The organism is Alphaproteobacteria bacterium, assembly GCA_039980135.1.
Classification (GTDB): domain Bacteria; phylum Pseudomonadota; class Alphaproteobacteria; order UBA6615; family UBA6615; genus UBA8079.
The window spans coordinates 916,424-932,043 of record JBDXCV010000003.1; the positions used below are offsets into that span (position 1 = coordinate 916,424).

15 protein-coding genes are annotated in these 15,620 nt (G+C 64.6%); 8 read left to right on the plus strand and 7 right to left on the minus strand.

Translation table 11 applies throughout. The features are described from left to right. Nucleotides 1-38: 38 nt before the first annotated feature. Both ABJ363_06345 and ABJ363_06350 read left to right on the plus strand, forming a co-directional pair. The gene (locus tag ABJ363_06345) at nucleotides 39-1,592 is read left to right on the plus strand and encodes an acyl--CoA ligase (protein MEP4378602.1); all 1,554 of its coding nucleotides are present in this window, start codon (nucleotides 39-41) and stop codon (nucleotides 1,590-1,592) included. 9 nt (nucleotides 1,593-1,601) lie between these two features. After that, nucleotides 1,602-2,588 carry a 2-dehydropantoate 2-reductase gene (locus tag ABJ363_06350; GenBank protein ID MEP4378603.1) on the plus strand — a complete coding sequence of 329 codons (987 nt, stop codon included), beginning with the start codon at nucleotides 1,602-1,604 and terminating at the stop codon, nucleotides 2,586-2,588. 1 nt (nucleotide 2,589) lies between these two features. Here ABJ363_06350 and ABJ363_06355 read toward each other — a convergent pair whose 3' ends face one another. Genes ABJ363_06355 through ABJ363_06375 form a run of 5 tightly spaced genes read right to left on the minus strand, consistent with a single transcriptional unit; the run spans nucleotide 2,590 to nucleotide 8,002 of the window. Next, nucleotides 2,590-3,822 (minus strand): MFS transporter, encoded by a 1,233-nt coding sequence (locus ABJ363_06355; protein MEP4378604.1) that lies wholly within the window; start codon nucleotides 3,820-3,822, stop codon nucleotides 2,590-2,592. A gap of 34 nt (nucleotides 3,823-3,856) precedes the next feature. Further along, on the minus strand, nucleotides 3,857-5,005 hold the full coding sequence (locus ABJ363_06360; protein MEP4378605.1) for a serine hydrolase domain-containing protein: 1,149 nt from the start codon (nucleotides 5,003-5,005) through the stop codon (nucleotides 3,857-3,859). After that, on the minus strand, nucleotides 5,002-6,498 hold the full coding sequence (gene glpK, locus ABJ363_06365) for a glycerol kinase GlpK (GenBank protein MEP4378606.1): 1,497 nt from the start codon (nucleotides 6,496-6,498) through the stop codon (nucleotides 5,002-5,004). Before glpK ends, ABJ363_06360 begins: the two co-directional genes overlap by 4 nt. 10 nt (nucleotides 6,499-6,508) lie before the next feature. Next, nucleotides 6,509-6,778 (minus strand): SemiSWEET transporter, encoded by a 270-nt coding sequence (locus ABJ363_06370; protein ID MEP4378607.1) that lies wholly within the window; start codon nucleotides 6,776-6,778, stop codon nucleotides 6,509-6,511. 18 nt (nucleotides 6,779-6,796) lie between these two features. Further along, nucleotides 6,797-8,002 (minus strand): amidase, encoded by a 1,206-nt coding sequence (locus ABJ363_06375; protein MEP4378608.1) that lies wholly within the window; start codon nucleotides 8,000-8,002, stop codon nucleotides 6,797-6,799. A gap of 87 nt (nucleotides 8,003-8,089) precedes the next feature. Here ABJ363_06375 and ABJ363_06380 point away from each other — a divergent pair, with 87 nt between their 5' ends. After that, nucleotides 8,090-8,890, plus strand: coding sequence for an enoyl-CoA hydratase-related protein (locus tag ABJ363_06380; GenBank protein ID MEP4378609.1), 801 nt, complete (start codon nucleotides 8,090-8,092; stop codon nucleotides 8,888-8,890). 19 nt (nucleotides 8,891-8,909) lie between these two features. Then, nucleotides 8,910-10,142, plus strand: a complete 1,233-nt coding sequence (locus ABJ363_06385) for a CaiB/BaiF CoA-transferase family protein (GenBank protein MEP4378610.1) — start codon at nucleotides 8,910-8,912, stop codon at nucleotides 10,140-10,142. Between the two features lie 27 nt (nucleotides 10,143-10,169). On the opposite strand, the gene ABJ363_06390 is transcribed toward ABJ363_06385, so the two are convergent. After that, a complete protein-coding gene (locus ABJ363_06390) occupies nucleotides 10,170-11,012 on the minus strand; it encodes an alpha/beta hydrolase (protein MEP4378611.1) in 843 nt (280 codons plus the stop codon). An 85-nt stretch (nucleotides 11,013-11,097) separates the two neighbouring features. Between ABJ363_06390 and ABJ363_06395 the strand changes: the two genes are divergently transcribed. Beyond that, nucleotides 11,098-11,715, plus strand: a complete 618-nt coding sequence (locus ABJ363_06395; protein ID MEP4378612.1) for a pyridoxamine 5'-phosphate oxidase family protein — start codon at nucleotides 11,098-11,100, stop codon at nucleotides 11,713-11,715. A 48-nt stretch (nucleotides 11,716-11,763) separates the two neighbouring features. After that, nucleotides 11,764-12,648, plus strand: coding sequence for a hypothetical protein (locus ABJ363_06400; protein ID MEP4378613.1), 885 nt, complete (start codon nucleotides 11,764-11,766; stop codon nucleotides 12,646-12,648). A 174-nt stretch (nucleotides 12,649-12,822) separates the two neighbouring features. Here the strand turns inward: ABJ363_06400 and ABJ363_06405 are convergent, their stop codons facing one another. Beyond that, complete coding sequence (locus ABJ363_06405; protein ID MEP4378614.1) at nucleotides 12,823-13,386, minus strand: cupin domain-containing protein; 564 nt, start codon at nucleotides 13,384-13,386, stop codon at nucleotides 12,823-12,825. 90 nt (nucleotides 13,387-13,476) lie between these two features. On the opposite strand from ABJ363_06405, the gene ABJ363_06410 reads away from it, so the two are divergent. Beyond that, nucleotides 13,477-14,364: an alpha/beta fold hydrolase gene (locus tag ABJ363_06410; GenBank protein MEP4378615.1), complete on the plus strand. Its 888-nt coding sequence runs from the start codon at nucleotides 13,477-13,479 to the stop codon at nucleotides 14,362-14,364. Nucleotides 14,365-14,679: 315 nt separating this feature from the next. Then, entirely contained in the window at nucleotides 14,680-15,564 is an 885-nt protein-coding gene (locus ABJ363_06415; GenBank protein ID MEP4378616.1) for an amidohydrolase family protein, read from the plus strand. Nucleotides 15,565-15,620 lie beyond the last annotated feature (56 nt).

Consider the following 15,620-nt stretch of genomic DNA (forward strand, 5'->3'; position numbering starts at 1 on the left):
CCCCTTTCGCTTATTCAAGAACAGTCACGATGTCGCGGATGGTATCGTTGGCTTCAAATGCGAGGGGGTACAAGGTGAATACGGTTTTTGAACTGATCGGGGCGGGTGCCGACGACGATATCGCGATTGCGGCACCTGAACGCACGCCGTTGACATATGGGGCGCTTCGCACACTTGTCGCGACGACCGTCGCCGACATGAACCGCCTGGGAATCGGCCGTAACGATCGGGTTGCGATCGTGCTGCCGAACGGTCCCGAGATGGCGACGTCGTTTGTGGCGGTTGCTGCCGGTGCGACAACCGCGCCGCTCAACCCGGGCTACCGGGCGGAGGAGTTCCGCTTCTATCTCGAAGATCTCAACGCCAGGGCGCTGTTTGTCGAGGCGGGAAGCGAATCACCCGCGATCGAAGTCGCGGACTCCATGGGGGTGCCGGTTCTGGAGCTCATCACATCAAGCGATGACCCGGCGGGCATGTTTGAAATTTCCGGCGATGCCGCGTCGGCCGCCGATCCGACGAAAACGCCCGGCAATGCCGGTGCGGACGATATCGCGCTGGTGCTGCACACGTCCGGCACGACCTCGCGCCCCAAGATCGTCCCGCTCAGCCAGACCAACATCTGCGCGTCCGCCGTGCACATCGGCGCGACCCTGGCGCTGACGCCGGATGACCGGTGCGTCAACATCATGCCGCTGTTCCATATTCACGGGCTGATCGCGGCCGTGCTTTCGAGCCTGGCCGCCGGGGGCAGCACCTATTGCACGCCCGGCTTCGATGCGCTGCGGGTCTTCCGCTGGTTCGAGGATGCGGTACCCAGCTGGTACACGGCGGTGCCCACCATGCATCAGGCGATTGTCGCGCGTGCCGCGCGCAACGCCGACACCCTGGCGGCGATGGATTTGCGGTTCATCCGGTCGTCGTCGTCGTCACTGCCGCCCCAGGTCATGGCGTCGCTGGAAGACACGTTCGGGTGCCCTGTGATCGAATCCTACGGCATGACCGAGGCGGCGCATCAGATGGCCTCGAACCCGCTGCCGCCGGCCGCCCGCAAGCCCGGGTCGGTGGGCATCGCGGCGGGGCCGGAAGTCGCAATCATGGACGAGGACGGCAAAATTCTGGCCCAGGGCGAGACGGGCGAGATCGTCATCCGTGGCCCGAACGTCACCGCGGGCTATGAGGCCAACGACAAGGCCAACGCCGAGGCCTTTACCGGCGGCTGGTTCCGGACCGGCGACCAGGGTCAGATCGACGACGAGGGCTATCTGAGCCTCACGGGGCGCCTGAAGGAGATCATCAATCGGGGCGGGGAGAAGATCAGCCCGCGTGAGGTGGATGAGGTCCTGCTGGATCATCCGGCGGTCGCGCAGGCGCTCACCTTCGCCTATCCTCATGACAAACTGGGTGAAGAGGTCGCCGTCGCGATCGTGCTCAAGGAAGATCAGTCCGCCGATGAGGCGAGCATTCGTGATTTCGCCGCCAAGCAGCTCGCGGACTTCAAGGTGCCGCGCAAGGTGATCTTCCTGGAGGAGATTCCCAAGGGCGCGACAGGCAAGCTGCAGCGCATCGGCCTGCATGAGAAGCTCGGGCTTTAGGGGGGCGCTGTGAAGGTTTGTATTTTCGGCGCGGGGGCGATCGGCGGCTACCTGGCGGTCGAACTGGCGGACGCGGGCAACGCCGAAGTCACCTGTATTGCGCGGGGGCCGCACCTTGCCGCCATGCGCGAAAACGGCCTGCGGCTCGTGCGCGACGATGCGGACGACAAGGTGGTACAGGTGCGTTGCACGGACAGCCCTGAAGAAGCCGGCCCCCAGGACATTGTGATTGTGACTCTCAAGGCCCATTCGGCCGCCGCCGTGGCGGACCGGATGATGCCGTTGTTCGGACCCGAGACGGCCGTGGTCACAGCCCAGAACGGCGTGCCCTGGTGGTACTTCTACAAGCTCGCCGGCGCTCATGAGGGCACCCGCGTGGCGTCGGTCGACCCGGGCAACCGGCAATGGGATGTGATCGGGCCCGAACGTGCGATCGGCTGCGTGGTGTATCCGGCCGCGGAAATCACCGCGCCCGGGGTGATCCGGCACGAATACGGCAATCGTTTCACTTTGGGCGAGCCGTCCGGCGAGAAGACCGAACGGGTACAGGCCCTGGCTGCGCTGCTCTCCGATGCCGGATTGCGTGCACCGGTCCGGCCGCGCATTCGCGACGAGATGTGGGTCAAGCTCTGGGGAAATGTATCTCTCAACCCGATTTCGGCACTGACCGGCGGTACGCTGGCGGAGTTGATCGACGATCCCGATGTCTGTTCGGTGATCCGCGCCGTGATGGTCGAGGCGCAGTCTGTGGGCGAGGCGCTCGGCGTCAAGTTCGCCATTGATGTGGACAAGCGTATTGCCGGCGCCCGCGACGTCGGCGACCACAAGACATCGATGCTGCAGGATCTGGAACTGGGTCGCCCCATGGAGATTGACGCACTTGTCGCATCCGTCCAGGAGCTTGGCCGAATCGTCGAAGTGCCCACACCGTCGATTGATATCGTGCTGGGATTGGTGCGCCAGCGCGCCCGGCTGGCCGGCTGCTACGGCGCCTGAATTATCCGGTCTGTCCCGTCTTGCCCGGGCGACGGAAGCACCGGTTCAGCCAGCTCACGAGGGGTGCGGCGATGGCCATGAATAGCAGGGCCCCGCACAAGACGGCGAAGGATGTTCGGATTCCGGCTTCACGGATGATGGGTTGCGCGACGAAGGGCAACGCGAACTGCCCGGCATAGATCGCCGCCGTCAGGCCGCCGAGCACGCGCGCGCGAACGGCAGGGTCGGTGAGGCCGAGCAGCCATGTGCTCGTGTTTGCGAACATCTGGCTCATGCCGACGCCGAAGCAGAACAGGGCGATCATTACCACGAGCAAGCTGTCGGCGAATGTGAGCAGCAGGTAGCCGATGGCCATGCCTGCGGCGATCAGCGCGTAGATCCAGGCGTTCGACAGGTGCTTGCGCAGATATGGGAACAGCGGGCCGCCGATCGCCATCAACAGGAGCGGCCAGGCGATTGCATAGCCTGCGATGCTGGCCTGGGTGACCTCGATATCGACCAGCAGGAACGGCAGGTTGAGGGGCATCTGCAAAAAGGCGCCGCCCGTGACGACAACCATCGCATAGATCGCGATCAGGGTGAGCCAAGGGGTGGGTTTTGCGGATTGCGCGCGCGGCGCGAGTGTGCCGGTCTGCGCGTCGACAGGTCTCGTCCGTGCGGGCTCGTTCACCGTCGCTATGAGGCTGGGCAGGAAGAGCAGCGCGGACAGGTAGAGCAGGAACGGTGCGCGCCAGTGAATGTCCGCCGCGATGCCGCCTGCGAGCACGAAGACGACCCCGCCGCTGGCGGTTGCGCCCGCGAAGATGGCGATCGCGCGTCGGCGCCGCGGGATGTCCTCATAGTAATCCGCGAGCAGGGCGGGCGGCAGCGTGAACAGAATGCCCATGCCGAGACCGAGGGCGGCACGGGACACCAGGATGGCCGTGAGATCGTCGAGGATATACGGCAACGCACCGGACGCGGCGTAGAGCAGGATGCCGAATATCAGAATCGGTCGGCGGCCGATGCGATCGGCGAGGCTGCCGACGATGGGGCCTGACAGGGCCAGCAAAAGCGTCGGGATCGATACTACAAGCCGGGCCAGGAGGTCGATGTTCGGCTGATCTCCGAAATGCGCGCTCAGCTCCGGTAGCGAGGGCGCCACCGCCGCCACCGACATGGCCGATAGCCCGCCGCAGGCAAACAGGGTGGCGTCACGGGTCCGCCGCCGCATTGAACTGATGGATTGGGTCAAGACAGGTCCGGTGCTGGGGCGGGGGCGAAACTTCCTAGAAGGCGGAGAACGCGGCGTCGACGATGGCTTCGGTTCGCACGCCCACACTCATGCCTTCGCTCTGGTAGTTCGACACGAAACAAAGTGCAAGATTCCTGTCCGGGTCGGCGAGTGCGCGCGCGCCGCCGGATCCGAGATGCCCGAAGGCGTTCTCGTTGGGCCCCATGACCGTCGCGCCGGGCGGGTTCTTGGCATATCCCATGGCATAGCGCATGGGCCGGCCGGTCATGCCGTCGGCCGCCTCGGTCCATTGAGTGACCGTGGCGCGCGCGATGGCTTCGGGCGATAGAATACGAACGCCGTCGATCTCACCACCATTGGCGAGCATCGCGTAGATACGTGCCATGGCGCGTGCCTCGCCGAACCCGCCGAATGACGGAATCCCGGCCGTGCGGAACGCATGACTGTTCTGCACATCGGTGTTCATGGGTTTGGGGTTGGGCCGCCAGGCCCGCGACAGAGGTGTTTCGCCGGTCGCAGCCTGTGCAGCCATCACGTTGCCGCCGGGATTGGGGGTCAGGTCGGCGACACGTTCGAGATCGGCTTCGCGCACACCGATCTGATAGTCCACACTCAGCGGCGCGCAGATATTTTCCTGAACGAATTCCCGAATCGGCGTGCCCGTCACGCGGCGCACCACTTCGCCCGCCAGATAGCCGATGTTCACCGAATTGTAGGCACCTTTGGCGCCGGCCGGCCATGCCGGTTCCTGAACTTCCAGCGCTGCGATCATGCGGTCGTAGTGGAATATGTCCCCCGGCTCCGTCGCGTCGGCGAAACACACCCCGCAATTGTGCGAGATGATGTGCCGGACCTTGATGTCCGCCTTGCCGTTCTGGGCGAATTCCGGCCAGTAATCTGAGACCGGCGCCTCGAGATCGACCAGGCCCCGGTCTGCGAGGATGTGGACGGATGTGGTGCACATGCTCTTGGCGATCGAATACATGATGCACAGCGTGTCTTCGCGCCATGGCCTGGTACGTGCCGTATCCATATGGCCACCCCAGAGGTCGACGACTTTCTTGCCCTCGTGATAGATCGCGACGGCGCTGCCGATCTCGTCATGCGCCGTGAAATTACGCGCCAGTGCCCCATGAACGGCTTTGAAATCGGGATCGCAATGCCCGTGTATCTCTATGGTCATATCGGTTCCCGGGAAGATGTTGACAGTGTTCGCGCTACGGCATCCTGCCAGCCGGCCAGCAGTTCCGTGCGTGTATCAATGCTCATTTCGGGTTTGAAGTCACGGTCGAGCCGCCAGCGATTGTCGATATCGCCCGGGTTCGCATACAGCCCGATACCGAGACCGGCGAGCATGGCGGCGCCCAGCGCCGTGGTCTCCGTCGTCACGGGGCGTTCGACGGGCATATCGAGAATATCGGCGAGGAACTGCATCAGCCAGTCGTTCGAGGCCATGCCGCCATCCACGCGAATGGTCTCGGGCTTGGCGCCACGGTCGGCGGACATGGCGTCGAGCAGATCATTGGTCTGATAGGCCACGGCCTCCAACGTGGCGCGGGCGATCTCGGCGATTCCGGAATCGCGCGTCAGGCCGAGGATCGCGCCGCGGGCCGCCGGGTCCCAATGGGGTGCACCCAATCCCGCGAAGGCCGGTACCATATAGACGCCCTGGTTCGATGACAGCGCGCGGGCCAGGGGTTCGGTTTCGGGCGCGGCCCCGATGAGATGCAGCGCATCGCGCAGCCACTGGACGGCGGCCCCGGCGACGAAGATCGAGCCTTCCAGCGCGTAGGTCGTCTCGCCCCCCAATCGGTAGTTGATCGTGGTCAGCAGGCGATTGGCGGATGGCGCGGCTTCACAGCCGGTGTTCATCAACACGAAACCGCCTGTCCCGAAGGTGCTCTTGACCATGCCCGGTGCGAAACAGGCCTGCCCGATCGCGGCGGCTTGCTGGTCCCCCGCGATCCCGCGGATGGGAATTTCGGCCCCGATGGTTGCCGAAATCGTGGTGCCGAAATCGGCGGCGCAGTCGCGCACGTCCGGCAGGATCGCGGCCGGTATCCGCCAGAGATCGAGCAGATCTTCGCGCCATTCCTGGCGATGAATGTCGAACAGCATTGTCCGGCTGGCGTTGGTCGCATCCGTCGCATGGGTGGCGCCGCCGGTCAGGCGCCAGAGCAGAAAGCTGTCGACAGTACCGAAGGCGAGATCTCCCGCTTCGGCGCGTTCGCGCGCGCCGTCGACGTGATCGAGAAGCCAGGCGATCTTCGATGCCGAGAAATAGGGATCGGGCAGAAGCCCTGTCCGCCCGGCGATCATCTCTGCATGGCCGGCCTCGGTGACAGCGCGACAAGACGGGGCGGTGCGCCGGTCCTGCCAGACAAGGGCGTTGTAAATGGGGACGCCCGTTGCACGATCCCACAGAAGCGTGGTCTCGCGCTGGTTGGTGATACCCAGTGCGGCGACGCGGTGCGTCGAACCGAGGACGTCACGGCAAACCGCGATCGTGTCGTTCCAGATGTCTTCGGGGTCATGTTCGACCCATCCCGGTTTCGGGAATATCTGCCGAAGATCGCGCCGGGCGATGTCGACGGGTGTGCCCGACGCGTCGAACAGAATGGCCCGGGTGCTGGTTGTGCCCTGGTCGATCGCGAGGATATGGGGCGCGTCGCTCATGGCGCGGGGTTCAGCCGCGCCCGCCGCGCAGCTTCATTGCAATCATCGCGGCAACCAGCATGAGAGTCACGACATTGGCGACGATGATCGGCCGGGATTCGATGATAAAACCGTAGACAAGCCAAAGCGAAAGGCCGGTCCCGAAGATCACGAACATGCCGAGCGAGATGTCGCGGGTGGACCGTGTCTGCCAGGATTTCACAACCTGGGGAACGAAGGCGATGGTCGTCAGGACCGCCGCGACGCCACCAATGAGGTCGGGATGGATGGCGTCGAGCATGGTGGCGTCTTTCTTGCGCTAGCGGATGCAGAAAGGCTGCAGTGCCACGGCGAGGTCGAGGAGGGCCTCGTCACCGCCGGGCCAGCCGATGAAGGACAGCCCGATCGGGCACCCGTCCACTTCCGCGGCCGGAATGGCGATTTGCGGCAAACCGCTGTGCCCTGAAATGCAGGTGAGCGCCATCGTGTTGGACCGGAAGAACTCGAGCGCCGCGCCGCCGACATCGGTTGCCGGCGCGGTCACCGGCGCCGTCGGCAGGCACAGGATTGTCCCCGGTGTCGCCAGCTTGCGGACCCGCTCACGCGCCCTGTCGCGCACCATATTGGCGGCCTCGATTTCCTCGGATGTCATGGCCGCCGCCATGGCGAAACGCTCGCGAATGCCGGGTCCGAGATCGGCGTTGTGTTCGACAACCCAGGGGACGTTGGTCTGTTTGACCTCGCCGGCCTGGATCACGCGGAAGGCGTCCCACCAGATATCGAGGGTATCGTCGCCCGCCACGGCCATCGGTTCGCCCACCGGGAGGAAATCGGCCGCGGCGTCCAGCACGGCCTCGAGGGCGGCGCGCACGTCTGGCGTGGCGCGGTCGAACGCGTCGGTCAGGACGAGCATTCGGCCGATGTCGCCGGAAACCGTCGCCGCGTCGAGCAGCACCGGGCCGATGGCGCGGAACAGTTCGGCGTCGTTGGTAAACCAGCCGGCCGTGTCGAAGGACGGCGCCATCGGGTGGGCGTTGGACAGGTCAACCCGGTCATGGGTCGGGCGGAGCCCGTACAGCCCGCAGAACGAAGCCGGGATGCGGACCGAACCGCCGGTGTCGGAGCCGAGCGCGAAATCGCAAAGTTCTGCCGCCACCGCCGCGGCCGAACCGGAGGACGAGCCGCCAGGCATGCAGCCGGGTGCGCGGACATTCTTCGGTGTGCCGTAATGGGCGTTGTCGCCGGACAGGCTGTAGAAGAACTCATCGCAGACGGTGATGCCGACCATGTCCGCCCCGGCGTCCAGCAGCTTCTGAACGGTCGGCGCGGTGTTGTCTTCTATCGGCGCCCACGCATAGTAGTCCGGGTTGCCGTTGGAAACCTTGCGTCCGGCGATATGGTAGAGGTCCTTCACCGCGAACGTCTTGCCGGCCAGCGGGCCATTGCCCGACCCGGCTATGGGCGCGGTGATGTTATGGGGCACGAATGCGCCGATGGGATCGTTGGGGACGGTGGGCTGGCTCATGGCTCTGGACTATACTGCGACAACAGTTGAGACAACAGACAGGCGAGGCGAACCGGCAATGTCGGTGACGCGGGCGAGGACGAGACGATGAACGAGACCGCAACCGATGCGGACGTGGTGCTGGTGGAGCGCGAGGGCGATATCGTCACCGTGGTGCTCAACCGCCCGGAGAAGCTGAACGCGCTGAACAAGGCCATGTGGACCCGGGTCGGCGAGGTCATGGGCGAACTCGGCCGCGATGACAGCATTCGCTGCGTGGTGCTGCGCGGCGCGGGCGACAGGGCCATGGGGCCGGGCGCGGATATCTCCGAGTTCCCGACCGAACGGTCCAATGCGGCGCAGGCCGAGGTCTATGGCGGGTTGATGCACAATGCGATGCACGCCATCCGCGACTGCCCCCATCCGGTCATCGCGCTTATCAAGGGGCTGTGTGTCGGCGGGGCACTCGAGATCGCGCTCATGTGCGACATGCGGATTTGCGGTGAAGGCTCGCGCTTCGGCGTGCCGATCAACCGGCTCGGCCTGGTGATGGCCTATCCCGAGGTGGAGGCGCTGGTGGGCCTGGTGGGGCGCTCGGTGGCGCTGGAAATTCTGTATGAAGCCCGCGTGTTCGATGCGGCCGAGGCGAAGGACAAGGGCCTGGTGAACCGCGTTGTGGCTGACAATGAAGTGGAAGATGAGGCCTATGCGGCCGCGCGGCGGATCGCCGATGGTGCGCCGCTGGTCAATCGCTGGCACAAGAAATTCGTGGATCGGGTGCTGGCCGGCGGGCCGCCATTGACCGACGCCGAAGCGGCCGAGGGGTTCGCCTGTTTCGACACGGATGATTTCAACACCGGCTACAAGGCCTTCCTGGCCAAGGAGAAGCCGGAATTCGACGGACGATAGATTTCGGGGAACGTTAGAGATGACGGACAAGACGACAGGAATGCTGCACGGCCTCAAGGTCATCGAGATGAGCCATATCATGGCCGCGCCCACCTGCGGCCAGATGCTCGCCGATATGGGTGCCGATGTGATCAAGGTCGAGCGCGTGCCCGGCGGCGACGATACGCGGCGCTTCGGTGAAGGACCGCAGGGCGATTCTGCCGCCTTCGCCATGATGAACCGCAACAAGCGCGGTTTCGCGGTCAACACCAAGAGCGACGAAGGCCGCGCGGCGCTGCGCCGGATCATCGCCCAGGCGGATGTGTTCATCGAGAATTACCGCAAGGGCGCGATGGAACATTTCGGCATTGGCTGGGAGGAGATGCATGCGCTCAACCCGCGGCTGATTTACTGTTCGGTCTCCGGTTTCGGGCGCACCGGCCCCTATGCCGAGCGCGGCGGGTTCGATCTGATCACCCAGGCCATGTCGGGCATCATGAGCACCACCGGGGAGGCCCCCGGGCGGCCGCCGGTCAAGGTGGGCGCGCCGATCACCGACATCACCGCGGGCATTCTTTCGGCCGTCGGCATTCTCGGCGCTGTCGCCCATCGCTACGAGACCGGTGAGGGGCAGCATGTGGACTCGTCCCTCTACGAGGCCGGGATCATGCACACCTTCTGGCAGACGGCTATCTATCAGGCGAGCGGCGAGATTCCCCAGCCCATGGGATCGGCCCATCCCCTGTCGGCGCCCTATCAGGCCTTCCCGACCAAGGACACGTCGCTGGTCGTGGGTGCGGCGAACCAGAACACCTGGCTGAAATTCGTAGAGGCGATCGACGCGCCCGAGTTGGCCGAGGACCCGCGTTTCGAGACCAGCAACATGCGGATGACCAATCTCGAAGCACTGGTCGAAACCCTGACGGAGATTCTCAGCCACCGGACGACCTCGGAATGGCTCGAGCGTCTCGAGGCGGCGGGCGTGCCGGCCGGGCCTGTCTATGACGTCAAGGAAATGAGCGAGGACCCGCACACGATCGCGCGGGGGATGATCGAGAAGGTGCCCGCCGCGACCGGCGGTGAGCACAGCGTGATCGCCCATCCGGTGAAATACTCCGAGACGCCGACGTCGATCCGCCGCGGCGCGCCGCTGATCGGCGAGCACAGTCGCGAGGTGCTGGCGGAATTCGGGTTCGCGGCCGCCGAGATCGACAGCCTGATCGCCTCGGGGGCGATTCATGAACCGGCGGCGGATGCGAAGGCGGCGGAATAAACGCGCCGTTCGTTCGCGCAGACCGCGCTAGAGATACCTGTTCAGGAACTCCCACACGGGCGATTGCGGGTCTTCGAGCCCGGCGAAAACCGCGAAATGGTTGGCACCCGGCACCACATGCAGACCTGTCTCGGTTTGCCTGGTGAGCGCGGTATGGAAATTTGCGGCCTGGCGCATGAACTCGTCGCTTTCCTCGCTGCCGTGCACGACCATGGTCGGCGGCAGCGTCCGGTCGAGCATGAGCAGCGGTGACAGCGCGGTTGTCTCTTCCTCGCTGAGCTGCAGATATTCGCGCCGGTAGCTGAGCATGAGCGGTCGCAGATCATAGTTGCCGCTGACGGTCAGGCCGCAGACGATGCCGTCGAGATCGTCTTCGTTGGCCAGCCTTACCAGGGCAGCGGCGGCCAAATGCGCGCCGGAGGAATGACCGGCGATGCACAGGCGTGTCGGGTCGATGCCGTATTCACCGGCGTTGGCCCGGATGTGCCGGACCAGCGCCGTCACGTGATCCACCATCTCCGGCAGGCGCACCCGCGGGATCATCGGAAAGGTTCCGGCGACGATGGAGACGTTGTTTTCGATCGCGGCCTCCGCCCAGGCGATGGAGACCGCCGTCCCGCCGCGTTGCCACTGGCCGCCATGCGTAAAGATAACGGCCGGTTTGGGATCCGCGCCCGCCCGGTACAGGTCGAAGCGGTTGTCCGGATCGTCGCCATAGGCGAGGTCACGCGCGTCGGCGTGGTGATTGGCGTATTCGGCCGAGCGCGTCTGTAAATCCTGCTGGGTGTCCCGGTCGTGATCGGTCACCAGGTTCGTGTATTGCAGGTCGAGTTCTTCTTGCGTGTAGTCGAGAAAGATCTTGTCGGTCATGCGGTCGTCTCAGCCTGGATTGCCTGCGATGTTGACGGAACGGCCAATGGGATACAGGCTGTCGCCAACATCGGAGGATAACACCATGCCGGATGGCGACATCAAGTCGGTTGAGGAGCTGGTCGAACATTATGGCGAGCCGCGCGGTCATCTCGCGCGCAAGGAAAAACCTGCGCTCAGCGATCACTGCAAGAATTTCATCGCGCTCTCGCCATTCTGCGTGTTGTCGACATCGGCGGCGGGCGACGGCCCCGGGGATTGCAGCCCGCGCGGCGATGCGCCGGGCTTCGTGCATGTGATCGACGACACGACCATCGCCATTCCCGACCGTCCCGGCAATCGCCGTACCGACACCTTCCACAACATCATGGAAAACCCCGAGGTCGCGGTGATGTTCATGGTGCCCGGCCTCAACGAGGTGTTGCGGCTGAACGGTCGCGCGCGCCTCTCCACGGACACCGCGCTGCTGGAAAAACTTGTCGCCAACGGCAAGACGCCGCTCGCAGCACTCGTGATCGATATTCGCTATGTCTACTTTCATTGCGGCAAGGCGGTGATCCGCGCCGATCTGTGGAACGCGGACAATCACACGGACCGCAAGGATTTTCCAACGTTGGGCCGGATCAATGCAGACTGGTACGGCGTCGATGCCGACGAGGTCGATGCCCAGCTCGTCAAGGATTATGAGAACAATCTCTATTAGGCACGGGCCAGTGTGGGACCGGCCGTGCGGATACCCGGGAGCAAGCATATGACGAAGGAAAAATTCGTGATCGCGCCGCATATGCGGCTGCAGGAATGGGTCGCCGAAGAAAAAGGCTATTTCGACGACGAAGGCCTCGATTATGTGTTCCAGGACCAGCTGACGTCCGACGACGGCAAGCAGCATGATCTGGGCGACAAGGTCGGCGCCTATCAGACCTTCGAGAAGGGCCGGAGCTGCGACATCAGCTCGGCCTGCCACTGGACGGTCAATGCCGCCGCCGCCTCCGGTCATGGCAAGCTCTACCGCGACGCCTATTCGGTTTCGCCCTGCGGCGTTTTCGTCCCGGCGGACTCCGATATCCACAAGCCCGAGGACCTGGCCGGGGTGCCGGTCTCGGTCGGCTACCAGTCGGGCAGCCACTACTCGACGATCCAGGCGCTGGAACAGTGGCTCGCGCCCGACGACATCAACCTGTCCTTCAACGACGGCCTGCTGTTCAAGCGGCTGGAGTTGCTCGTGGATGGCAAGGTGCCGGCGGCGTCCCTGTTCAGCGCGCCCTACTACGTGGTGGAGCAGCTCGGCTTCCGGAAGATCTGCGATTCGACCTTCATGATGTCCGGGATGATCAGCGGCGACCCGGACATGGAGGACGTGCGCAAATATTACAACGCGCTGCGCCGCGCCCAGCGGGACATCGACCTGCGGCCCGAGCTCTACACCCATTATTATCTCAAGGAACTGCCCGCGCGGTATCACGACATGATCGACGTGCGGCGCATGGGGCCGGGCGAGCGGATCGTGTTCGAATCCTATTCGCTCGACATCTTCGAAAATTCCCGTGCGTGGATCGCCGAACATGACATCTTCCCGGACGGGGAAGGCCTGGGCGACGCGAGCTACGAAGAGGCGACGGTCTCGCTGGCGGGGTAGCGAAATCGAATCCCGGGCGGGTCGCAGACCCGCCCCTGCAAGCACACACGTCATGCCCGGACTCGATCCGGGCATCTCTGCCTGAAGCGGAGACGAGATACGCGGGCCAAGCCCGCGTATGACGACCGTGAATGTTGACGTGGGGGCGGGTTTCAAACCCGCCCGCAATGGTCCCTACGCGTCCAGCCCGGCGTTGAAGTTGTAGCCGAGCTTCTCGATCTCGGTCATGACCTCGTCACCGAATTTTTCACGCAATTCTGCGCCCACGCTGGGCGCGTATTCCACGTCGCGGAGCGGGCCCTGCAGGGTGACGTGGAGCAGGCCCGTCTCGTCGCTGATATTCTCGAACCGGCGCATGATGCCCGGCGGGACCGCGATCGTGTCGAACTTGCCGAGCTCGGTCGCGTGTTCGCCTTCGTCACCCCATTCGATCCGGAAGCGGCCCTGCAGGCAGGTGAAGGTCTCGGTGGTGTGGGCGTGGGAGTGGAGCCCGGGGCCGTTGCCCGCCTCGCATTCCGCGATCACGACCGCGAAATTCTCCGGGCCGGGGATCGCCCCGTTGCCCCACGGCGTGTCCACGCTGGTCGACGCGATGACGGTGCGGGTCGCGCGCGCGGTCATCATCTCGCGGGCCTCGGTGGGGATATTGCCCGCCGTCCGGTCCTTGTTGGCCGGCAGTTCGTCGAAGCGCGCGATATAGCGCTCCATCTCTTCGGGGCTCAGGGTCTTGGTGCGCATGATCGTCAGTCCTGTAAAATGGTCGGCCAATACCGCGACTGCCGATAATTGACGCACGACCGGCCCGAACGATCAACCGGAAGTGCGGCTATGCAAAGTGAAGCGGCGGAATTCTATGCGGACGGGGTGCGCCTCGCCGGAACGTTCACCCATGCGAAGGCGGACAGTCCGGCCCCCGCGATTATCTGCGTACATGGATATACCGGCCGCAAGGAAACCTACATGCCGCCCTTCGTGCGCGACCTGGCGGCGGCCGGATTCCACACGCTGGATTTCTACCATCGCGGCTTCGGTGACAGCGACGGCATCGCCAACCGGATCGACCCGGAAGAACAGGTGCGCGATATCCTCGCCGCGCGGATCTGGCTTGCCCAGCGGCCGGAGGTGGACGAGACCCGGATCGGCCTCATGGGGCTGAGTCACGGCGGCGGGGCGTCGATCAAGGCCGCCGCCGTCGATCCGGGGATCGCCGTCATCGCGACCGTGGGCGCGCCCGGTAACGGCGAACGCTGGCAACGCTCGAAACGGACAGCGGAGGAATGGGCCGAGCTGCAGGAGACGTTGGCCGAGGACCGGGTCGCCCGTGTGCTGACGGGCGAATCCAGACGCCTGTCCTATCAGCAGGTCTCGCCGCCCGGACCGGCCGAGCGCGCCGCATTCAAAACCATGTACAGGACCGAGGACGCCTATCCCGACGGGTATCCGCTGGAGAATATCGACCTCGCCTGCGGCTTCCGGGCCGAGGACTGGGTCGGCCGGATTTCGCCGCGGCCGCTGCTGCTGGTGCAGGGCGAGAAGGACACAATGGTCCGGCTGGAGGAGGGCGAGGCGCTGTTCGCCAACGCCCGTGAACCGAAGGACATGATGCGGATACCCGACATCAACCATGCCGAGGTCTACGAGCCGCGCAATCCCGAGGTCTATGCCAGGGTGATCGCCCGGCTGCTGGACTTCTACCGGGCGCACCTGCAGGCCTAGCCTTTTCTCGTGCTGATCGACTCCGCCCTTCGAGACGCCCGCATTGCGGGCTTCTCAGGGTGAGGACCTTAAAAGCGGCCTCATGCTGAGGAGCCGTCGCAGAAGGCGTCTCGAAGCATAGCGTGCGGTGGCTGCATACCGGCGCTGGCGTTATCATGGCTCCGGAGTGCGCATGAGCCCTCCGTCAATGAGAGTTTCCCTTTGCGTCCGACGCCTTTCGGCCCGCCAGGAATATGTGATAGTGAAACGCGTCTGCCGTTCCGGCGGGAAATCAATTCAGAAAACGACCATAAAATTCATAGAAGAGGCCTCGCCGTGAACAGCAATATCAGAGATTGCATTGCGCCCGACCGTAACCCGCGCAAGCCGAACATCACCCTGCCCAAGGGCTCGATCGATACCCATGTGCATGTGTTCGAGGATCGCTATACGCTGTCGCCCGACCGCGGCTACAACCCGCCGGAATCCACGCTGGATGATCTCAAGCATCTGCACGCGACGCTGGGTATCGACCGCGTCGTGTTCACCCAGCCGTCGGTCTATGGGACGGACAATTCCGCCATCCTCGACGGCATGAACGCGCTGAATGCGGAGACCCCGAACCGGGCCCGCGGCGTGTGTGCCATGACCATGGATTTCACCGACGCCCAGCTCCAGGAACTGAGCGACCAGGGCATCCGCGGTGTGCGCCTGAATATCGACAACAAGGGCGGCATGCCCCTCGAGCTCGACGCGATCCCCGAGCTGGAGGCGCGCATCAAGCCGTTCGACTGGCACATCGAGTGGCTGTTCCCGGGCAAGGATATCGTCGGCCTGATGCCGGTGTTCGAGAAGATGACGACCCCGATGTCGATTGGCCATTTCGCCTATCAGCCGGCCGCCGCCGGTATCGAGGCGCCGGGCTTCCAGGCCCTGCTGAAGCTGGTGCGCGACGGCAACACCTGGATCAAGATCTCCGGCGCCAACCGGGTCAGCGCCACCGACCTGCCGCCCTATGACGATTGTCAGCCGATGGCCCGCGCGCTCATCGAGGCGAATTCGGACCGGGTGATCTGGGGCACGGACTGGCCCCATCCCAACAAGTATGAGGTCAACCCGAACGACGCCGACCCGGTCGAGGCCTTCGGCCAGTGGGTGCCGGACGAGGCCATGCGCAAGAAGATCATGGTGACCAACTCGGAAGCGTTCTACGGGTTCTAGCCGGAACAGGCCGCTTCCCGCGTCCCGTTTCTTCTCCTAGACTGTTTTCCGACCCC

Coding starts and splice junctions, on each gene's coding strand:
- ABJ363_06405 (MEP4378614.1), bottom strand. CDS start 13,386: ATGCGCACCAAGACCCTGAGCCCCGAAGAGATGGAGCGCTATATCGCG.
- ABJ363_06375 (MEP4378608.1), bottom strand. CDS start 8,002: ATGAGCCAGCCCACCGTCCCCAACGATCCCATCGGCGCATTCGTGCCC.
- ABJ363_06400 (MEP4378613.1), top strand. CDS start 11,764: ATGACGAAGGAAAAATTCGTGATCGCGCCGCATATGCGGCTGCAGGAA.
- ABJ363_06360 (MEP4378605.1), bottom strand. CDS start 5,005: ATGACCATAGAGATACACGGGCATTGCGATCCCGATTTCAAAGCCGTT.
- ABJ363_06410 (MEP4378615.1), top strand. CDS start 13,477: ATGCAAAGTGAAGCGGCGGAATTCTATGCGGACGGGGTGCGCCTCGCC.
- ABJ363_06390 (MEP4378611.1), bottom strand. CDS start 11,012: ATGACCGACAAGATCTTTCTCGACTACACGCAAGAAGAACTCGACCTG.
- glpK (MEP4378606.1), bottom strand. CDS start 6,498: ATGAGCGACGCGCCCCATATCCTCGCGATCGACCAGGGCACAACCAGC.
- ABJ363_06395 (MEP4378612.1), top strand. CDS start 11,098: ATGCCGGATGGCGACATCAAGTCGGTTGAGGAGCTGGTCGAACATTAT.
- ABJ363_06380 (MEP4378609.1), top strand. CDS start 8,090: ATGAACGAGACCGCAACCGATGCGGACGTGGTGCTGGTGGAGCGCGAG.
- ABJ363_06385 (MEP4378610.1), top strand. CDS start 8,910: ATGACGGACAAGACGACAGGAATGCTGCACGGCCTCAAGGTCATCGAG.
- ABJ363_06370 (MEP4378607.1), bottom strand. CDS start 6,778: ATGCTCGACGCCATCCATCCCGACCTCATTGGTGGCGTCGCGGCGGTC.
- ABJ363_06345 (MEP4378602.1), top strand. CDS start 39: ATGGTATCGTTGGCTTCAAATGCGAGGGGGTACAAGGTGAATACGGTT.